At 71.7% G+C, this 16,315-nt stretch carries 15 protein-coding genes; 12 read left to right on the top strand and 3 right to left on the bottom strand.

All coding sequences use genetic code 11. The features are described 5' to 3' along the window. Positions 1-87: 87 nt before the first annotated feature. A complete protein-coding gene (locus C1I92_RS21245) occupies positions 88-1,074 on the bottom strand; it encodes a TIGR03557 family F420-dependent LLM class oxidoreductase (RefSeq protein ID WP_111256655.1) in 987 nt (328 codons plus the stop codon). A 91-nt stretch (positions 1,075-1,165) separates the two neighbouring features. On the opposite strand from C1I92_RS21245, the gene ilvA reads away from it, so the two are divergent. The 5 genes from ilvA to C1I92_RS21270 all read left to right on the top strand — a co-directional run bounded on the left by ilvA (position 1,166) and on the right by C1I92_RS21270 (position 5,670). Further along, positions 1,166-2,380 (top strand): threonine ammonia-lyase, encoded by a 1,215-nt coding sequence (ilvA, locus tag C1I92_RS21250; protein WP_111256656.1) that lies wholly within the window; start codon positions 1,166-1,168, stop codon positions 2,378-2,380. A gap of 59 nt (positions 2,381-2,439) precedes the next feature. Next, positions 2,440-3,297 carry a hypothetical protein gene (locus C1I92_RS21255; protein WP_111256657.1) on the top strand — a complete coding sequence of 286 codons (858 nt, stop codon included), beginning with the start codon at positions 2,440-2,442 and terminating at the stop codon, positions 3,295-3,297. Continuing rightward, positions 3,294-3,695 (top strand): DUF2089 domain-containing protein, encoded by a 402-nt coding sequence (locus C1I92_RS21260; protein ID WP_111256658.1) that lies wholly within the window; start codon positions 3,294-3,296, stop codon positions 3,693-3,695. The genes C1I92_RS21255 and C1I92_RS21260 overlap by 4 nt, the downstream gene beginning before the upstream one ends. A gap of 137 nt (positions 3,696-3,832) precedes the next feature. Then, positions 3,833-4,822: an ATP-binding cassette domain-containing protein gene (locus tag C1I92_RS21265; RefSeq protein WP_111256659.1), complete on the top strand. Its 990-nt coding sequence runs from the start codon at positions 3,833-3,835 to the stop codon at positions 4,820-4,822. Then, a complete protein-coding gene (locus C1I92_RS21270) occupies positions 4,819-5,670 on the top strand; it encodes an ABC transporter permease (RefSeq protein ID WP_233507142.1) in 852 nt (283 codons plus the stop codon). Before C1I92_RS21265 ends, C1I92_RS21270 begins: the two co-directional genes overlap by 4 nt. Before the next feature lie 75 nt (positions 5,671-5,745). On the opposite strand, the gene greA is transcribed toward C1I92_RS21270, so the two are convergent. Together greA and C1I92_RS21280 are read right to left on the bottom strand one after the other, a co-directional pair. Further along, positions 5,746-6,249 carry a transcription elongation factor GreA gene (gene greA / locus C1I92_RS21275; protein ID WP_111256660.1) on the bottom strand — a complete coding sequence of 168 codons (504 nt, stop codon included), beginning with the start codon at positions 6,247-6,249 and terminating at the stop codon, positions 5,746-5,748. Between the two features lie 189 nt (positions 6,250-6,438). Further along, a complete protein-coding gene (locus C1I92_RS21280; RefSeq protein ID WP_111256661.1) occupies positions 6,439-6,858 on the bottom strand; it encodes a DUF4307 domain-containing protein in 420 nt (139 codons plus the stop codon). Between the two features lie 202 nt (positions 6,859-7,060). Between C1I92_RS21280 and mca the strand changes: the two genes are divergently transcribed. The 7 genes from mca (at position 7,061) to C1I92_RS21315 (ending at position 16,291) form a co-directional block, all read left to right on the top strand. After that, positions 7,061-7,924 carry a mycothiol conjugate amidase Mca gene (gene mca / locus C1I92_RS21285; RefSeq protein WP_233507144.1) on the top strand — a complete coding sequence of 288 codons (864 nt, stop codon included), beginning with the start codon at positions 7,061-7,063 and terminating at the stop codon, positions 7,922-7,924. A gap of 67 nt (positions 7,925-7,991) precedes the next feature. After that, entirely contained in the window at positions 7,992-8,216 is a 225-nt protein-coding gene (locus C1I92_RS21290) for a hypothetical protein (protein ID WP_111256663.1), read from the top strand. Beyond that, on the top strand, positions 8,213-8,671 hold the full coding sequence (locus C1I92_RS21295; protein ID WP_111256664.1) for a helix-turn-helix transcriptional regulator: 459 nt from the start codon (positions 8,213-8,215) through the stop codon (positions 8,669-8,671). The genes C1I92_RS21290 and C1I92_RS21295 overlap by 4 nt, the downstream gene beginning before the upstream one ends. Before the next feature lie 34 nt (positions 8,672-8,705). Then, on the top strand, positions 8,706-9,164 hold the full coding sequence (locus C1I92_RS21300) for a VOC family protein (RefSeq protein ID WP_111256665.1): 459 nt from the start codon (positions 8,706-8,708) through the stop codon (positions 9,162-9,164). Positions 9,165-9,265: 101 nt separating this feature from the next. Further along, complete coding sequence (locus C1I92_RS21305; protein WP_111256666.1) at positions 9,266-10,369, top strand: ScyD/ScyE family protein; 1,104 nt, start codon at positions 9,266-9,268, stop codon at positions 10,367-10,369. 328 nt (positions 10,370-10,697) lie between these two features. Next, entirely contained in the window at positions 10,698-14,192 is a 3,495-nt protein-coding gene (locus tag C1I92_RS21310) for an MSCRAMM family protein (protein WP_146605224.1), read from the top strand. Between the two features lie 47 nt (positions 14,193-14,239). Then, the gene (locus tag C1I92_RS21315; RefSeq protein ID WP_111256668.1) at positions 14,240-16,291 is read left to right on the top strand and encodes a thioredoxin domain-containing protein; all 2,052 of its coding nucleotides are present in this window, start codon (positions 14,240-14,242) and stop codon (positions 16,289-16,291) included. Positions 16,292-16,315: the final 24 nt, after the last annotated feature.

Here is a 16,315-nt window from a genome sequence, read left to right on the forward strand (position 1 = left end):
AGCCGCAGGCTCCGCCCGCGCCGCCGCCCCCGCCGGCGCCGTGACCGGGCTCCCCGATCGCCGGGGAACCCGATCATCGAGCGGCGGTCAGGACGCGGCGGCCTCGCGCAGCGCCGGGAGCACGTCGGCGCCGATGCGGCGGATGGTGTCGGCGGGGTCGGCGCTGGCCACCTGGATGGCGACGTAGTCGGCGCCGACGTCGGTCACCAGCGGCCGGTAGGCCTCGGTGAGCTCGTCGAGGTCACGGACGATGGTGTACTTGCTCAGGATCTCCTGGCGGTCCATGGCGTCGGCGCGCTCGCGCAGCACCATGGGGTCGGCGACCTCGAGCCGGCCGGGCGCGCGCAGGCCGCGCATGGAGACCAGCGCCTCCCAGGCCTCGTCGTCGCTGCCGGCCAGCACGACCCAGCGGGTCGCCATCACCGTGGTGGCCGCGCCGCGGGCGGCGGCCGCCTCCCGGTACGGGGTGATGATCTTCTCGACGGTCTCGGCCGGGTCCTTCACGCTGGTGATGAGCCCCTCGCAGGTCTCACCGGCGAACGTCGCGGACTTCGGGCCGCCGGCGGCCATCCACACCGGCGCCCGCCCGATCGGCGGGCTGTACAGCTTCGCCGTGCGGGCGGTGTAGTACTCCCCGTCGACGTCGAGCTTCTCACCGGCCAGCAGTCCGTGCATGATCGTCAGCGCCTCACGCATGCGGGCGATCCGCTCGGCGTAGCCAGGGAACTCATACCCCAGCGGCGCCTCGTTGATCGCCTCACCGGTGCCCACGCCCAGGATGAACCGGCCGCCGGACAGCCGGTCGATCGTCGCGGCGGCCTGCGCGATCAGCGCCGGGTGATAGCGGAACAGCGGCGCGGTGACGCTGGTGGCCAGCTCGACCCGGGACGTGGCCTGCGCGACCGCGCCGAACCAGGACCACACGAAGCTGGCCGCCGAGACGTCGTCGACCCACGGGTGGAAATGGTCCGCACCGGTGACGACGTCGAAACCCACCTGTTCGGCGAGGACGGCGTGCTCCAGCAGGACCTCGGGCTGGTAGGACTCATGGCTGCACAACCAGGCTAGTTTCACGGCCTCACTCTATATCTTGTATCCGGGCACGGGTAGGTGCGCGTACAGGTCGTGAGGCGATCATAGGCAGCCGGGTGACAGGATCGTCCTCATGAGTACTGTCTCCATGGCGGACGTGGAAGCCGCGCGCGAGCTGCTGCGCGACGTCGTGCGGCCCACTCCGCTCGAGGACTCCCGCTGGCTCGCGGGCCGGGTCGGCGGCCGGGTCCATCTGAAGTGTGAGAACCTGCAGCGCGCCGGGTCGTTCAAGATCCGCGGCGCCTATGTGCGCATCGCCCGGCTGGCCGAACAGGAGCGGGCTCGCGGCGTGGTGGCGGCCAGCGCCGGCAACCACGCCCAGGGCGTCGCGCTCGCGGCCAGCATGCTGCACACGAAGGCGACGGTGTTCATGCCCGAGGGTGCGGCCATCGTCAAGGAGAAGGCCACCCGGGCCTACGGCGCCGACGTGCGCTTCGCCGGCACCAGCATCGACGACGCACTGCTCGCGGCGCGCGCGTTCGCGGCCGAGACCGGCGCCGTGCTCATCCACCCGTTCGACCATCCCGACATCGTGGCCGGGCAGGCCACCGTCGGCATGGAGATCCTGGAGCAGTGCCCCGACGTGCGCACGATCGTCGTCGGCACCGGCGGCGGCGGGCTGACGGCGGGCATCTCGCTGGCCGTGCACCACCTCAAGCCCGGCGTGCGGGTCGTCGGCGTGCAGGCCGAGGGCGCCGCGGCGTACCCGACCTCGCTGGCTGCGGGCCGGCCGGTCGCGCTGGAGCGGATGGCGACGATGGCCGACGGCATCGCGGTCGGCTGTCCCGGCGACGTGCCGTTCGGGATGATCCAGGCGTACGTCGACTCCGTCGTCACCGTGTCCGAGGAGTCGCTGTCGCGCGCGCTGGTGCTGCTCCTGGAGCGGGCCAAGCTCGTGGTCGAGCCGGCGGGTGGGGCCGCCGTCGCCGCGCTGCTCGACGACCCCGGCGCCTACGAGCCGCCGGTGGTCGCGGTCCTGTCCGGCGGCAACATCGACCCGCTGCTGCTGCTGCGCGTCATCCGGCACGGCATGGCCGCCGCCGGACGTTACCTGTCGCTGCGGGTCCGGGTACCGGACGCCCCTGGTGGGCTGGCCCGGCTGCTGTCCGAGCTGGCCGCCGTCGACGCCAACGTGCTCGACGTCGTGCACGAGCGCACCGGATCGACGCTGTCGATCGAGGAGGTCGAGATCGCGCTGCAGCTGGAGACCCGCGGACCGGAGCACTGCGAGCGGGTGCTGGCCAAACTGCGCGAATCCGGCTACGCGGTTGCCATTTCGGGAGACTGACCTACCAATCTGTTAAGCCTTCTTGACGTTTTTATAGTTCTGTCGCCATGATGGGGCGCATGAACACCCTCAGCGTGCGCGAGATCCTCGAGCAGGTGGCCGACGGGCGGCTCGATCCGACCCGGGCGGCGGTCCTGCTCGACCAGATCGAGGACGAGGCGGCCGGGGCGCCCGCCGACGCGCCCGCCGAGGAACCCGCCGCCGAGCCGGCCGACGCGACGGAGGCATCCGGGGCCGGCGCCGGCTCGGTCGCGCCGCAGCAGGTCACCCGGGTCCAGGTGCGGGCCACGTCGCGCCGGGTGATCGTCGTCGGCGACCCCAGTGTCGCCACCGTCGCGGTGAACGGCCAGCACAGCGTGCGGCGCGACGGCGCCACCCTGCACGTCACCGGCGAGTCCGAGCTGGTCCCGTCCGACGGCGCGTTCGTGTTCCTGGCCGGCGGCCGCTGGCGCGACATCGCCAGCCGGCTGCAGAACGCCGGCCAGCTGCTCGACCTGCACGTCCGCGTCAACCCCGAACTGGCCGTCGGCGCCGAGGTCATCGCCGGCTCGCTGCAGGTGGACCGCTTGCCGACGCTGGACCACCTGCGCGTGACGGCCGGGTCGCTGCGGGTGAACGGCCTGCGCAGCGCCGTCGACCTGCTGGTCCAGGCCGGCTCCGCGCAGATCGAGAGCCTGCAGGTGGCCGGCCACTCGCGCATGCGCTGCGAGTCCGGCTCGCTGCAGCTGACGCTGCTCGACGGGTCCGACGTCCGGGTCCGTCACGACGTCCAGCTGGGCCGGTTCCGCACGATTCCCGAGCGCACCGGCCGCGACCGCGACCGCGACGTCGTCCTCGGCACGGGCGCCGCGGAGATCCAGGCCGAGGTCGTCATGGGCGACATCACCGTCCGCCTGCCGGCGGGGGCGCGGCGATGATCGGCGGCTTCGCGCAGTCCGGGCACCTGCACCAGCCGCCCTCGGACTGCCCGGTCTGCGGGGTGAAGCTGCACGTCACCCGGCTCGGCTGCGAGTCGTGCGGCACCGAGCTGTCGGGCCGGTTCGCGTCCTGCCCGTACTGCTCGCTCACCGCGCAGGACCAGAAAATCCTTGGCACCTTCCTGGTCTCGCGAGGCAACATGAGGGAACTGGCGCGGGAACTGGGCGTGAGCTATCCCACGGCCCGCCAGCGCTTCGCCGAGCTGTTGGAGCGGCTCGGCCTCGAGGCGCCGCCCGAGACCAGCGGGCGCACCGCCACCGTCGACCGTGAGGAGATCCTGCGCCGGCTCGCCGCCGGAGAGCTCGACCTGGACGAGGCGACCGCGCTGCTCGGCTGACCGCTTGATAATAAAAGCAACGACTTATATAAGTAATCACTGGCACTGGTAGCCGCCGGTCGGTGTGCGTCGAGCGCGCCGACCTTGTCGGGGGCACCTGCCACGATGCCTCCACGCCAACAGGAGAGGACACCACCGTGAACGCCATCACCGCCGAGGGTCTGGTCAAGACCTTCGGCTCCGGGGAGAAGGCCGTGAAGGCCGTCGGGGGCGTCGACCTCGTCGTGCCCGAGGGCACCGTGGTCGGTCTGCTCGGGCCGAACGGCGCCGGCAAGACCACCACGGTTCGCATGCTCACCACACTGCTCGCGCCCGACGCCGGGCGCGCCGTCGTCGCCGGTCACGACGTCGCCCGGGAACCACAGGCGGTGCGGTCCAAGATCGGCCTGTCCGGCCAGTACGCCGCGGTCGACGAGAACCTCACCGGCCGCGAGAACCTCTGGCTGTTCGGCCGGCTCTACCAGCTGTCCAGCAAGGAGGCGTCCAAGCGCGCCGCCGAGCTGCTCGACCAGTTCAACCTCGCCGACGCCGCCGACCGCACGCTGAAGACCTACTCCGGCGGCATGCGGCGCCGGCTCGACCTCGCCGGCAGCCTGATCGTCCACCCGCAGGTGCTGTTCCTCGACGAGCCCACCACCGGCCTCGACCCGGGCAGCCGGCTCGACCTCTGGGACGTCATCCGCGAGCGGGTGGCCGAGGGCGCGACGATCCTGCTGACCACGCAGTACCTGGAGGAGGCCGACGCGCTGGCCGACAACATCGTGGTCATCGACCATGGCGTGATCATCGCCCAGGGCACCGCCGACCAGCTCAAGGCGCAGATCGGCGGCGAGCGCATCGAGGTCATCGTGCACGACGCCGGGTCGCTGGACCGGGCGGAACAGGTGCTCAACCTCGGCAGCGGCGGCCAGTGCGTGCGCGACGACCACGTCCGCAAGCTCACCGTGCCCACCCACACCGGCTCCAAGGGCCTCATCCAGGTCATCCGCGACCTCGACGAGGCGCAGGTGGCCATCGACGACATCGCACTGCGCCGGCCCACCCTCGACGACGTGTTCGTCAAGCTCACCGGCCGGCACGCCGAAGGGGCGACCCAGGCCGAGACGACCCAGGAGAAGGCATCGTGACCACCGAGGCCGCACCGCTCACCACCGCGCCCAACCGGGTCGGGTTCAGCCAGGCGTTCAGCGACGCCATGACGATCACCTGGCGCAACATCCGGTCCGGCTGGCGGGTCCCGGACAACCAGATCTACATGTTCATCCAGCCGATCATGTTCGTGCTGCTGTTCGCCTACGTGTTCGGCGGCGCGATCCCGGTGCCGGGCATGGAGGACGACCCCGACGCGTTCCGCAAGTACGTCATGGCCGGCATCTTCGCCCAGACCATGGCGTTCGCGGTCGCGCCGGCCAGCGTAGGGCTGGCCGACGACATCCAGAAGGGCCTGATCGACCGGTTCCGGTCGCTGCCGATGGCCCGCTCCGCGGTCATCTCCGGCCGGGTCGTCGCCGACCTGACCAACCAGGCGATCGTGCTGGCCATCATGATCGTCTGCGGCCTGCTGGTCGGCTGGCGCATCGAGGACGGCGTGCTGCGCTTCCTCGGCGGCGTCGGCCTGCTGCTGCTGTTCGCGTTCGCGATGCTGTGGGTCGGCGCGCTCATCGGCCTGTCCGTCGGCAGCCCGCAGGTGGCCGCGTCGGCGGGACTGATCTGGCTGTTCCCGGTGACGTTCCTGTCCAACGCGTTCATCCCGACCACGACGCTGCCCGGCTGGCTGCAGCCGGTGGCCGACTGGAACCCGCTCAGCGCGTTCGTGGCCGCGACCCGCGACCTGTTCGGCAACCCGAACGTCTTCGCGACCGACGGGTTCCCGGCCCAGCACCCGGTGCTGCTGTCGCTGATCTGGGTGGTCGTCATCACAGGCATCTTCGCGCCGCTGGCGGTGCGCAAGTACAAGAAGACGGCGAGCAAGTAGGCGCCGTCGACACAACGACGCCGCCCGCCCGGTCCAGCGACCGGGCGGGCGGCGTGGTGCGTTCGCGACCGTGCGTCAGGAACCGTACGGCTTGGCGCTCACGACCTCGACGGTGATGGTGCTGCCGTTGGGCGCCTGGTAGGACGCCTTGTCGCCGACCTTCTTGCCGCTGATCGCGGCGCCGAGCGGCGACTTCAGCGAGTACACGTCGATGTCGACAGAGTCGTCGAGGGAGGCCAGCTCGCGAGAGCCGAGCAGGAACCGCTCGGTGTCGTCGTCGCCCTGGAACTTGACCTCGATGATCATGCCCGGCTCGACCACGCCGTCGTCCGGCGGGTCGCCGACCTGCGCGCGCTGGAGCAGCTGCTGCAGCTGGTGGATGCGGGCCTCCTGCTTGCCCTGCTCGTCCTTGGCCGCATGGTAACCGCCGTTCTCGGAGAGGTCGCCCTCGGAGCGGGCCTCCTCGATCTGCCGCGCGATCTCGAGCCGGGCCGGCCCCATCAGGTGCTCCAGCTCCTGCTTGAGGCGGTCGTACGCCTCCTGGGTGAGCCAAGCAACGTTGTCGCTGGTAGCGGTCACGGCAACTGCTCCTCGGGTGTCTATCGGTCGCGTCGCACGCCGCGTGGGTGTGCTTCGCCGCCGGGCGGTTCGCCCGGTCCAAGTGCTGACGGGGAAAGAACAAGAATACAAGCAATGCGCCGGGTCGACGATTGTCGCAGGTCAGCGACGTGATCGACGGATCAGGCCCACGGAACCCGGCCCCCGGGACTATTCGGAGGCGGGCTCGCAGCCGCGCAGCTCCGGGACGATGCCGTCGCCCTCCAGCGGGATGTCGGCGGGGACGATCAGGTGCTCGTCCGGACCGGCCGGCACCTCCAGGTCCAGCTGGCCGACGATGATGCGCCGCAGGTCGACGGCGACCAGGTCACACGTCACCGCCAGGTCGGCGTCGCGGCGGATCTCGACCCGGGCGGTGATGACGCCGTCGCGCGGCTCGTCCCAGGAGTGCAGCTCGGCGTCGACGTTGGGGCCGCTGAGCGAGCCCGCGATCATCCAGCCGACGACGCCGACGACCAGCACCATGGCGGCGATCACCGCGATCACGACGCCGCGACGACCGGGCTCGACCGGCCGGCGACCGTACCGCTCGGCGAGCAGGTCGCGCTGTGCGGTGTCGTGGTCGCTCATACCGGCGGTCCCCAGGGGCTCAGAAGAGACTGTGTTGTCCGTTGTCGTTCATGCGGGCCGTCCCAGGGGCTGCAGACGTTGTCAGTGCTGTGCGGCACCATTATCTCCGGAGGCGGCAACCACGGGCGCGCCGCCCCGCCCGGACGGGCCGCGGGAGCGCCGTCCGGGGCGAACAGTTTCCGTACGACCGATGGGATTTCCGGTGTCCGAGCCGCTGCGGCTGATGCACGTTCATGCTCATCCCGACGACGAGTCCAGCAAAGGGGCGGCGTCGACGGCCCGGTACGTCGCGGAAGGCGTCGAGGTCCTCGTCGTCACCTGTACCGGCGGCGAGCGCGGGTCGATCCTCAACCCGAAGATGGACCGTCCCGAGGTGCTGGCCAACATCTCCGAGATCCGCCGTAAGGAGATGGACACCGCACGCGAGATCCTCGGCATCGAGCAGGAGTGGCTGGGTTTCGTCGACTCCGGGCTGCCCGAGGGCGAGCCGCTGCCGCCGCTGCCGGAGGGCTGCTTCGGCCTGATGTCGGTGGAGGAGGCGGCCGGGCCGCTGGTCGAGATCATCCGCCGGTTCCGTCCGCACGTCGTCACCACCTACGACGAGAACGGCGGCTACCCGCACCCGGACCACATCATGTGCCACAAGATCAGCGTCGCCGCGTTCGAGGCGGCCGCCGACCCGGCCCGCTACCCTGGCGCCGGCGAGCCGTGGCAGCCGTCGAAGCTCTACTACCACCACTCGTTCAGCCGCATGCGCATGCTGGCGCTGCACGAGGCGATGGAGCAGCGCGGCCTCACCTCGCCCTACACGGAGTGGCTGGCCGAGTGGGACGGCGACAAGAGCTGGGACGACCGCATCACCACCCGCGTGGAGTGCGCCGAGTACTTCCCGGTCCGCGACCGCGCGCTGCTGGCGCACGCCACCCAGATCGACCCCGACGGCATGTGGTTCGCGGTGCCGGTCGGAGTCCAGCAGGAGGTCTGGCCGACCGAGGACTACGAGCTCGTGACGTCGCACGTGCGCACCGACCGCCCCGAGGACGACCTGTTCGCGGGCCTGCGGTGAGCGCTCCCGCCGTCCGCGGTGCGACAATGGGACGACGGGGGAGGACACGAGGAGAAGCTGGGTTCTGATGGGCATCCTGCAGGCGGTGGCCTTCGCCGCGGCGGAGTCGGAGAGCGACGACTCCGGGATCGGCCCCGGTCTGTACGGCTTCCTGGTGCTGATCTTCCTGATCGTCGCGCTGGTCGTGCTGTACCGGAGCATGCGCAAGCAGATCCGCAAGGTCGACTTCGACCCCGACGGCGTCAGCGACGACGAGCGGATGCGCGGCCACCGGGAGCCGCCGGACCGATGACGCGCCGGCCGCCGGGATCGGCCGCGGTCGAGACGCTGGTGGCGGTGCGCCGGGCCCGCGACTTCATCGACCGGTGCTACGCCGAGCCGCTGGACCTGGCCGACATCGCCGACGCCGCCGGCTACTCCCGGTACCACCTGGTCCGCGCGTTCAAGTCCGCCTACGGCGAGACGCCGGGCCGCTACCTGCAGCGTCGCCGGGTCGAGCGGGCGCAGGAGCTGCTGCGCGTCGCGGACCTCAACGTCACCGAGATCTGCCACCTGGTCGGCTTCACCAGCCTGGGCTCGTTCAGTCGGCTCTTCTCCGAGCTGGTGGGTGTGTCGCCGTCGCGGTTCCAGCGCGACGCGCTCGCGTCCGGGCCGCGGCTGATCCCCGGCTGCTACGTGCTCATGTGGGGCCGGCCGCGGCCCAAGACCGCAATCCTGGAGAAGCCCGCGCCCGCGCCCGCCTCCTAACGTCGAGAGCACCGACAGAAGGAAGGAACCGACCATGATCACCAAGCTGGGTGTCGCGACCGCGTACGTGAGCGACTACGACCAGGCCCTGGACTTCTTCATCGGCAAGCTCGGCTTCGAGCTGCGCACCGACGTGACGATGGAGAACGGCTTCCGCTGGCTGACGGTGGGTCCGCCGGCCAGCCCGGAGTTCCAGCTGAACCTCACCGTGCCCGGGCCGCCGATGCACGACGAGCAGACCGCGGCCGCGCTGCGCGAGTTGATGGCGAAGGGCGCGTTGAGCGCCGGCGCGTGGAACACCGACGACTGCCGGGCCACCTACGAGCAGTACAAGGCTCGCGGCGTCGAGTTCATTCAGGAACCGGCCGATCGCCCGTACGGCGTCGAGGCGGTGTTCCGCGACGATTTCGGCAACTGGTACAGCCTCAACGAGCTCAATGACAAGGCGCTGGACCAGCAGGCGATGGCGGAGGCGTTCGAGCCCGGCCGCTGATCCTTCGTGGTAGCACCCCTTGACCCACTCGTCACCGCACGGTTTATTCCTGGGTGGGCCCGCGTCGGGGGACGCGGGCAACGGGGAACTGGGGGATTCTCATGGTGCGTTCGTCGCGTGCACGTGCAGCAGCGGTCCTGGCCACGGGGGCACTGGCCGTCTCGGCGCTCGCCGCGGCGCCCACCGCCGCGTCCGGGCCGCCGGGTCCGTCCGGGCCGGTGCCGGTCGCGCAGTTCGACGGTCCGCGCGGCGTGGACGTCGACCGGGCCGGCCGCATCGTCGTCGGCGCGTCCGACGGCTCGATCAGCGTCGTCACCGACCGCGGCCCGCATCCGAGGGTCCGGGTCATCGGCTCGGTGCCGCCCGGGTTCGCGCCGGCGGTGGCCGCCGGCCGGCCGGGCACGGTGTATGCGCTGACCGGCGGCGGCGCGCCGGGCACCGGTGCGGCGACGCTCTACGTGCTGCGCAACGGAAAGCCCGCGAAGCCGGTCGCCGACATCGCCGCCTACCAGCAGGGCGATCACGACCCGTACAACCAGGAGGGCGACCCGGCCGAGTCGAACCCGTACGGCGTCGCCGCGCTGAAGGACGGCAGCGTCCTGGTGGCCGACGCCGCCGGCAACGACCTGATCCGGGTGTACCCGGACGGCGACATCGTCACGGTCGCACGGTTGAAGCCGCGCACCGTCGAGGTGCCCGAGGGGCTGCCGCCGGAGTTCAACGGGGAGCCGTTGCCGCCGGCCGGCACGCCGATCACGGCGGAGGCCGTGGCGACCTCGGTGACGGTCGGCTCGGACGGCTACTGGTACGTCGGCGAGCTGCGCGGCTTCCCGGCGACGCCCGGCACGTCGCAGATCTGGCGGATCAAGCCCGGCAGCCAGGACGCCGTCTGCGACCCGGAGCAGCCGAACCAGGGCGACTGCCGGCGCTTCGCCGACGGCCTGACCTCGATCGTCGACCTCGGTGCGGGCGGCAACGGCAGCGTCTACGCCGTCGAGCTGGTGAAGCAGAGCTGGCTGCAGTGGGAGCTGGGCCTGGCCGACCCGCCGGTGGGCAGCCTGTTCCGGGTGCGGCCGGGCGGGGCACGCACGGAGGTGGCGCCCGGTCAGCTGATCCTGCCCGGCGGTGTCGCCGCGGGCCGGAACGGCCGGCTTTATGTGACCGGGCCGATATTCGGGCCGGGTGCGCTCTCGCGGATCGCATGACGATTGTGTGAATTTCCGTCACGCTTACCGTCACATACATCCGCGCCAAACAATATTTCCGTTCGCGTTGACAGCCCTACGGGTGCAGGTGCATGCTCTGCTGCGTTAGCCGAGTTCACCATCCTGCTACGTGATCTCGGCGGGTCTACTTCCATAGCGCGGAGAAGAGATTTTCCAAGGCCGGGGGGCACTCGCCCTTCGGTGTCGGACTCGTGGCATTTGTCGCGCGGTTCGGCGCCGAAGGGCGATTGACCTTTTCCCGTAGTCCCCGGACACTCAGAGCGCCGGGCATTGTCATTTACCTTGGGGGCGGACATCGATGTCCGGTATGCGACGACCTTTCCTGCGTAGTGCCGCGGTGCTGATGCTGGTCGCCGGTTCGATGACGGCGGCGGGCACGGGCGCACTGGCGAACGAGAGCGGCAACGAGCTCGTCGGTGGCTTCGAGATCGACGGCAACTTCTACGAGGGCTTCGACAACACCACGACGGCCACCGGCCCGGACGGCGACCCGATCGACTGGGGCAGCGACGACATCTACCCCGCCGACGTCGACGTCGTCGAGGACATCATCGGTGGCGAGGACCCGTCGATCTACGACCAGGGCAGCAAGGAGAACGACCCCGACTCGTGGGACGACGCGTCGTCCGCCGGTGCTCCGAGCAAGGGCGACCTGGGGAACGTGTACGTCCATGACCGCACGTTCGAGGGCGACCAGTACGTGTTCGTCGGGTTCGAGCGCTCCACCGACCGCGGCACGACAGCCTGGGCGCTGGAGCTGAACCAGCTGCCCAACGTGCTCAACGCCAACGGGACGCCGGTGCCCGACCGCACCGATGGCGACCTGCGCATCACGCTGGTCAACCACGGCGACGGCACCTTCGAGGTGCGCGACGTCGAGCGGTGGGCCGACGGCGCCTGGGAGTCCACCGGCACCGAGGACGACGTGGTCGCGGCGGTCAACGACTCCACGATCAACCTGCCCGGCGGCCGGACACGCGCGGCCGAGCAGTTCGTCGAGTTCGGCTTCAACCTCTCCGACCTGCTCGACGACGAGGACTGCACGTTCACCGGCTTCGAGACGCTCAACCTGCGCTCGCGTGCGGCCATCTCGGAGAGCTCCGAGCTGAAGGACTACGCCACCGGCGCGATCGACATCCCGGCGCGCTGCGGCGAGATCACCATCGAGAAGCGCGACCCCGACGGTGAGCTGCTCGGTGGCGCCACGTTCACGATCGAGCCGAACCCGATCCCCGGCGCGGCCGACCCGGCCAGCCTCACGATCACCGACAACGACGCGAACGACGCCGACCCGGCCGACGGCGTCATCACCATCGACCCGGCCGAGCCCGGCGACTACACGATCACAGAGGCCACGCCGCCGCCGGGCTACATCCAGGACGGCGAGCCGCAGGACGTCACGCTGGAGGACTTCGGCAGCGTCACGGTCACGTTCGTCAATGGCCTGGGCTCGCTCGCGTGGAGCAAGCTCGACGCCGAGTCCGGCGACGCGGTCTGCTGCGCGACGTTCACCGTCGAGGGCACCGCCGGCGCCGCCGTGGGCGTGTCGCTCACCGTCGTCGACAACCGCGAGAACGACGCGGACCCGGCCGACGGCGCGATCCTGGTCGAGGGGCTGCTGACCGGCACGTACACCGTCACCGAGACGGTGCCGCCGACCGGCTACGACCTGCCCGCCGACCCGGTCCGCGACGGCCTCGTCATCGACTCCGACACCCCGGACCTCGTCATCGAGGACGCGTTCGAGGACCCGCGCCTGCTCTCGGAGCTGACCGTGCTCAAGCTCGACGCCGACACGCAGGAGCCGCTGGCCGGGGCCACGTTCGAGCTGTACCTCGACGACGGCGACGGCGACCAGGAGGCTCCCGACGGCGACACGCTGATCGGCGACTGCACCACCGGCGACGACGGCACCTGCACGATCGGCGACCTCGGCTGGGGCACGTACTACTGGTACGAGGCGGCCGCGCCGACCGGCTACGAGCTGCCCGCCGACCGGTTCAGCGGCATGACCACGATCGACCGCGACAACGCCGGCAGCGAGCTGCCCGTGTCGACACTGACCGACCGGCAGGTGCGGTCGTCCATCGCGATCGTCAAGACCGACGCGACCACCGAGGACGCGCTGGCCGGCGCCACCTTCGTGGTCCGCCGCGACGACGGCGACGGCGTCTTCGAGGACAGCGACCCGATCGTGGACCCGCCGGGCGAGGTCGTCACCGACGCGACCGGCACGGTCACCGTCGGCGGCCTGCTCTTCGGTGACTACTGGGTCGAGGAGACCGGCGCGCCGACCGGCTACGAGCTGCCCGACCCGGCGTTCCAGGGACCGTTCACGATCGGCCCGGACAACGCCGGCGACACCGTCACCGTGACGTTCGAGGACCCGCAGCTGCTCACCGACCTGTCGGTGCTCAAGCTCGACGGCGGGTCCGACACCGCCGCGCCGCTGGCCGGCGCCACGTTCGAGCTCTACCTGGACGATCCCGCCGACGGCGTCATGGACGCGCCGGACGGCGACACCCTCGTCGGCGACTGCACCACCGGCGCCGACGGCACCTGCACGGTCACCGGGCTCGGCTTCGGCTCGTACTACTGGCTCGAGACCGCGGCGCCGCCCGGATACGACCTGCCCGACGACCCGTACAGCGCGTTCGTCAACGTCACCGCCGAGAACGCCGGCACCGAGCTGGAGCCGCTGACGTTCTTCAACCCGCGCAAGCCGGGTGAGCTCGCGGTGCTCAAGCTCGATGACAGCGACGACGCTCCGCTGGCCGGCGCGCAGTTCGAGCTGCATGAGGACGACGCCGACGGCCCGATCGTGGGCTCCTGCACGACCGGCGACGACGGCACCTGCTCCGTCGGCGACCTCGACTTCGGCACCTACGTCTGGGTCGAGATCGCCGCGCCGCAGGGCTACGACCTGCCGGCCGACCCCGTCAGCGACCCGATCGTCGTCAACGAGTCCACCGTGGGCCAGGAGCCGACGCCGTTCGAGTTCCGCGACCCGCGGCTGCTGTCGGAGCTGTCGGTGCTGAAGGTCGACGCGTTCGACGGGACGCCGCTGGCCGGCGCCGAGTTCGAGCTGCACGAGGACGACGCGTCCGGCGATGTGGTCGGATCCTGCACCACGGGCGACGACGGCACCTGCTCCGTCGGCGACCTCGACTTCGGCACCTACGTCTGGGTCGAGATCACGGCGCCGCAGGGCTACGACCTGCCGGCCGACCCCGTCAGCGACCCGATCGTCATCGACGCCTCCAACGCCGGCGGCGACATCACGCAGGTCGTCATGCACGACCCGCGGCTGCTGTCGGAGCTGAGCGTGCACAAGGTCGCCGAGGACACCGGCGAGTCGCTGCCCGGCGCCGTCTTCGACCTGGTGCTCGCCGACGGCGACATCGTGGTCGGGACCTGCACCACCGGCGACGACGGCACGTGCACCATCGAGAACCTCGACTTCGGCGACTACTACTGGGTCGAGATCGCCGCGCCCGAGGGGTACCTGCTGCCCGACGACGTGACCAGCGACATCGTGTCGATCACGGCCGAGAACGCCGGCACCGTGATCGCCGCGGTGACGTTCGTCGACCCGCCGGTCGAGGAGCCGCCGACTCCGACTCCGACGCCCACACCGACGACCCCGGCGCCCAGCCCGACCCCGTCGCCGTCGCCTCCCCCGGACGAGCCGGACCTGCCCGACACCGGCGTCGGCGGCCCGGTGGGCCTGGCCGTGCTGGTCGCGACCGTCGGTCTCGCCGTCGGCGCCGCGCTGCGGTGGCGGTACCGCCGCGGCTTCTGAGCCCGTAGGCCCGGGGGCTGTAGCGCCCCCGGGCCTAGGGTTGATCCATGCCGAACCGCCTGCGCGACGCCCGCAGTCCGTACCTGCTCCAGCACGCGGACAACCCGGTCGACTGGCAGGAGTGGGGCGACGAGGCGTTCGCCGAAGCGCACCGGCGCGACGTGCCGGTACTGCTGAGCGTCGGCTACGCGGCCTGTCATTGGTGCCACGTCATGGCGCACGAGTCGTTCGAGGACGAGGAGATCGCGGCCTACCTCAACGCGCACTTCGTCGCGGTCAAGGTCGACCGCGAGGAGCGGCCCGACGTCGACGCCGTCTACATGGAGTCGGTGCAGGCGCTCACCGGGCAGGGCGGCTGGCCGATGACGGCGTTCCTCACGCCGGACGGGAAGCCGTTCTACGCGGGCACCTACTTCCCGCCGCAGCCGCGGCACGGGCTGCCGTCGTTCGGGCAGCTGCTGCGGGCCGTCGACGAGGCTTGGACGCAGCGACGCGGCGACGTGACCGAGTCGGCGGACCGGATCGGGGCGGCGCTGCAGGGCGCTTCCGGCATGGGCGCCGGTGCGGGCGCGCCCGGAGCGGACCGGCTGACGGCCGCGGCCGGTCGCCTGGCCGCGGAGTTCGACCCCGAGGCGGGCGGGTTCGGCGGCGCGCCCAAGTTCCCGCCGTCGATGGTGCTGGAGTTCCTGCTGCGCCACCACGCCCGCACCGGCGACGAGCGGGCACTGGAGATGGTCGTGACGACCTGCGACCGGATGGCCCGCGGCGGCCTCTATGACCAGCTCGGCGGCGGGTTCGCGCGGTACAGCGTCGACGCGGAATGGGTGGTGCCGCACTTCGAGAAGATGCTGTACGACAACGCGCTGCTGCTGCGCGTCTACGCGCACCTGTGGCGGGCGACGGGGTCCGCGCTCGCCGAGCGGGTGGTGCGCGAGACCGCCGGGTTCCTGCTGCGTGAGCTGCGCACCGCCGAGGGCGGCTTCGCCAGCTCGCTCGACGCCGACTCCGCGCCGGTCGTGGGCGCCGCGCCGGTCGAGGGAGCGTTCTACGTGTGGACGCCGGCCCAGCTGCGCGAGGTCCTCGGGGCCGACGACGGCCAGTGGGCGGCGGCGCTCCTCGGCGTCACCGACGACGGCACGTTCGAGCACGGCGCGTCGACGCTGCGGCTGCTCGGCGATCCCGACGCCGCCCGCTGGGAGCGCGTCCGCCGGCAGCTGTTCGATGCCCGGCTGCCGCGGCCGGCCCCGGGCCGCGACGACAAGGTGGTCGCCGCGTGGAACGGGCTGGCGATCGCGGCGCTGGCCGAGGCCGGCGCGCTGTTCGACGAGCCGTCCTGGGTGTCGGCCGCCGTCGACTGCGCCGACCTGCTGGTCCGCCTGCATCTGGACGAGCACGGCCGGCTGCGGCGGGTGTCGCGGGACGGCGTGGTGGGCGCGCCCGCCGGGGTGCTGGAGGACTACGCCGACGTCGCCGAGGGCTTTCTCACGCTGGTCGCGGTCACCGGCGACCCGGTCTGGCTGTCGTTCGCCGAGCAGTTGCTCGACGTCGTGCTGGCCCGGTTCGCCGACCCGGCCGGCGGCTTCTTCGACACTGGCTCCGACGTCACCGACGTGCGTCTGGCCGGTCTGCGCCGCCCGCAGGACCCGACCGACAACGCCACACCGTCCGGCTGGTCGGCGGCCGCCGGCGCCCTGCTCGGGTTCGCCGCGTACACCGGGTCCGAGCGGCACCGCTCGGCGGCCGGCGAGGCGCTGAGCATCTACGACGCGCTCGCCGCCCGGGCGCCGCGGTTCGCCGGCTGGGGCCTGGCGGTCGCCGAGGCGTGGCTGGCCGGCCCGGTCGAGGTCGCCGTGGCCGGCGCCGCGGACGACCCGCGGACGGCGGCGCTGCACGGTGTGGCGCTGCGGTCCGGCTCGCCCGGCGCCGTCGTCGTCGCCGGCGACCCCGCCGACCCGGCGTCGGCCGCCGTGCCGCTGCTGCGCGACCGCGTGCTGGTGGCCGGAGCGCCCGCCGCCTACGTCTGCCGCGGCTTCGTCTGCGCCCTCCCGACGACGGACCCCGATCAGTTGGCGGCCCAGCTCGCCGCTCCGCCCGCCTGAACCGCCACGCGTCCGCTCGGAGCG

Source organism: Jiangella anatolica (assembly GCF_003236295.1).
Classification (GTDB): Bacteria; Actinomycetota; Actinomycetes; order Jiangellales; family Jiangellaceae; genus Jiangella; species Jiangella anatolica.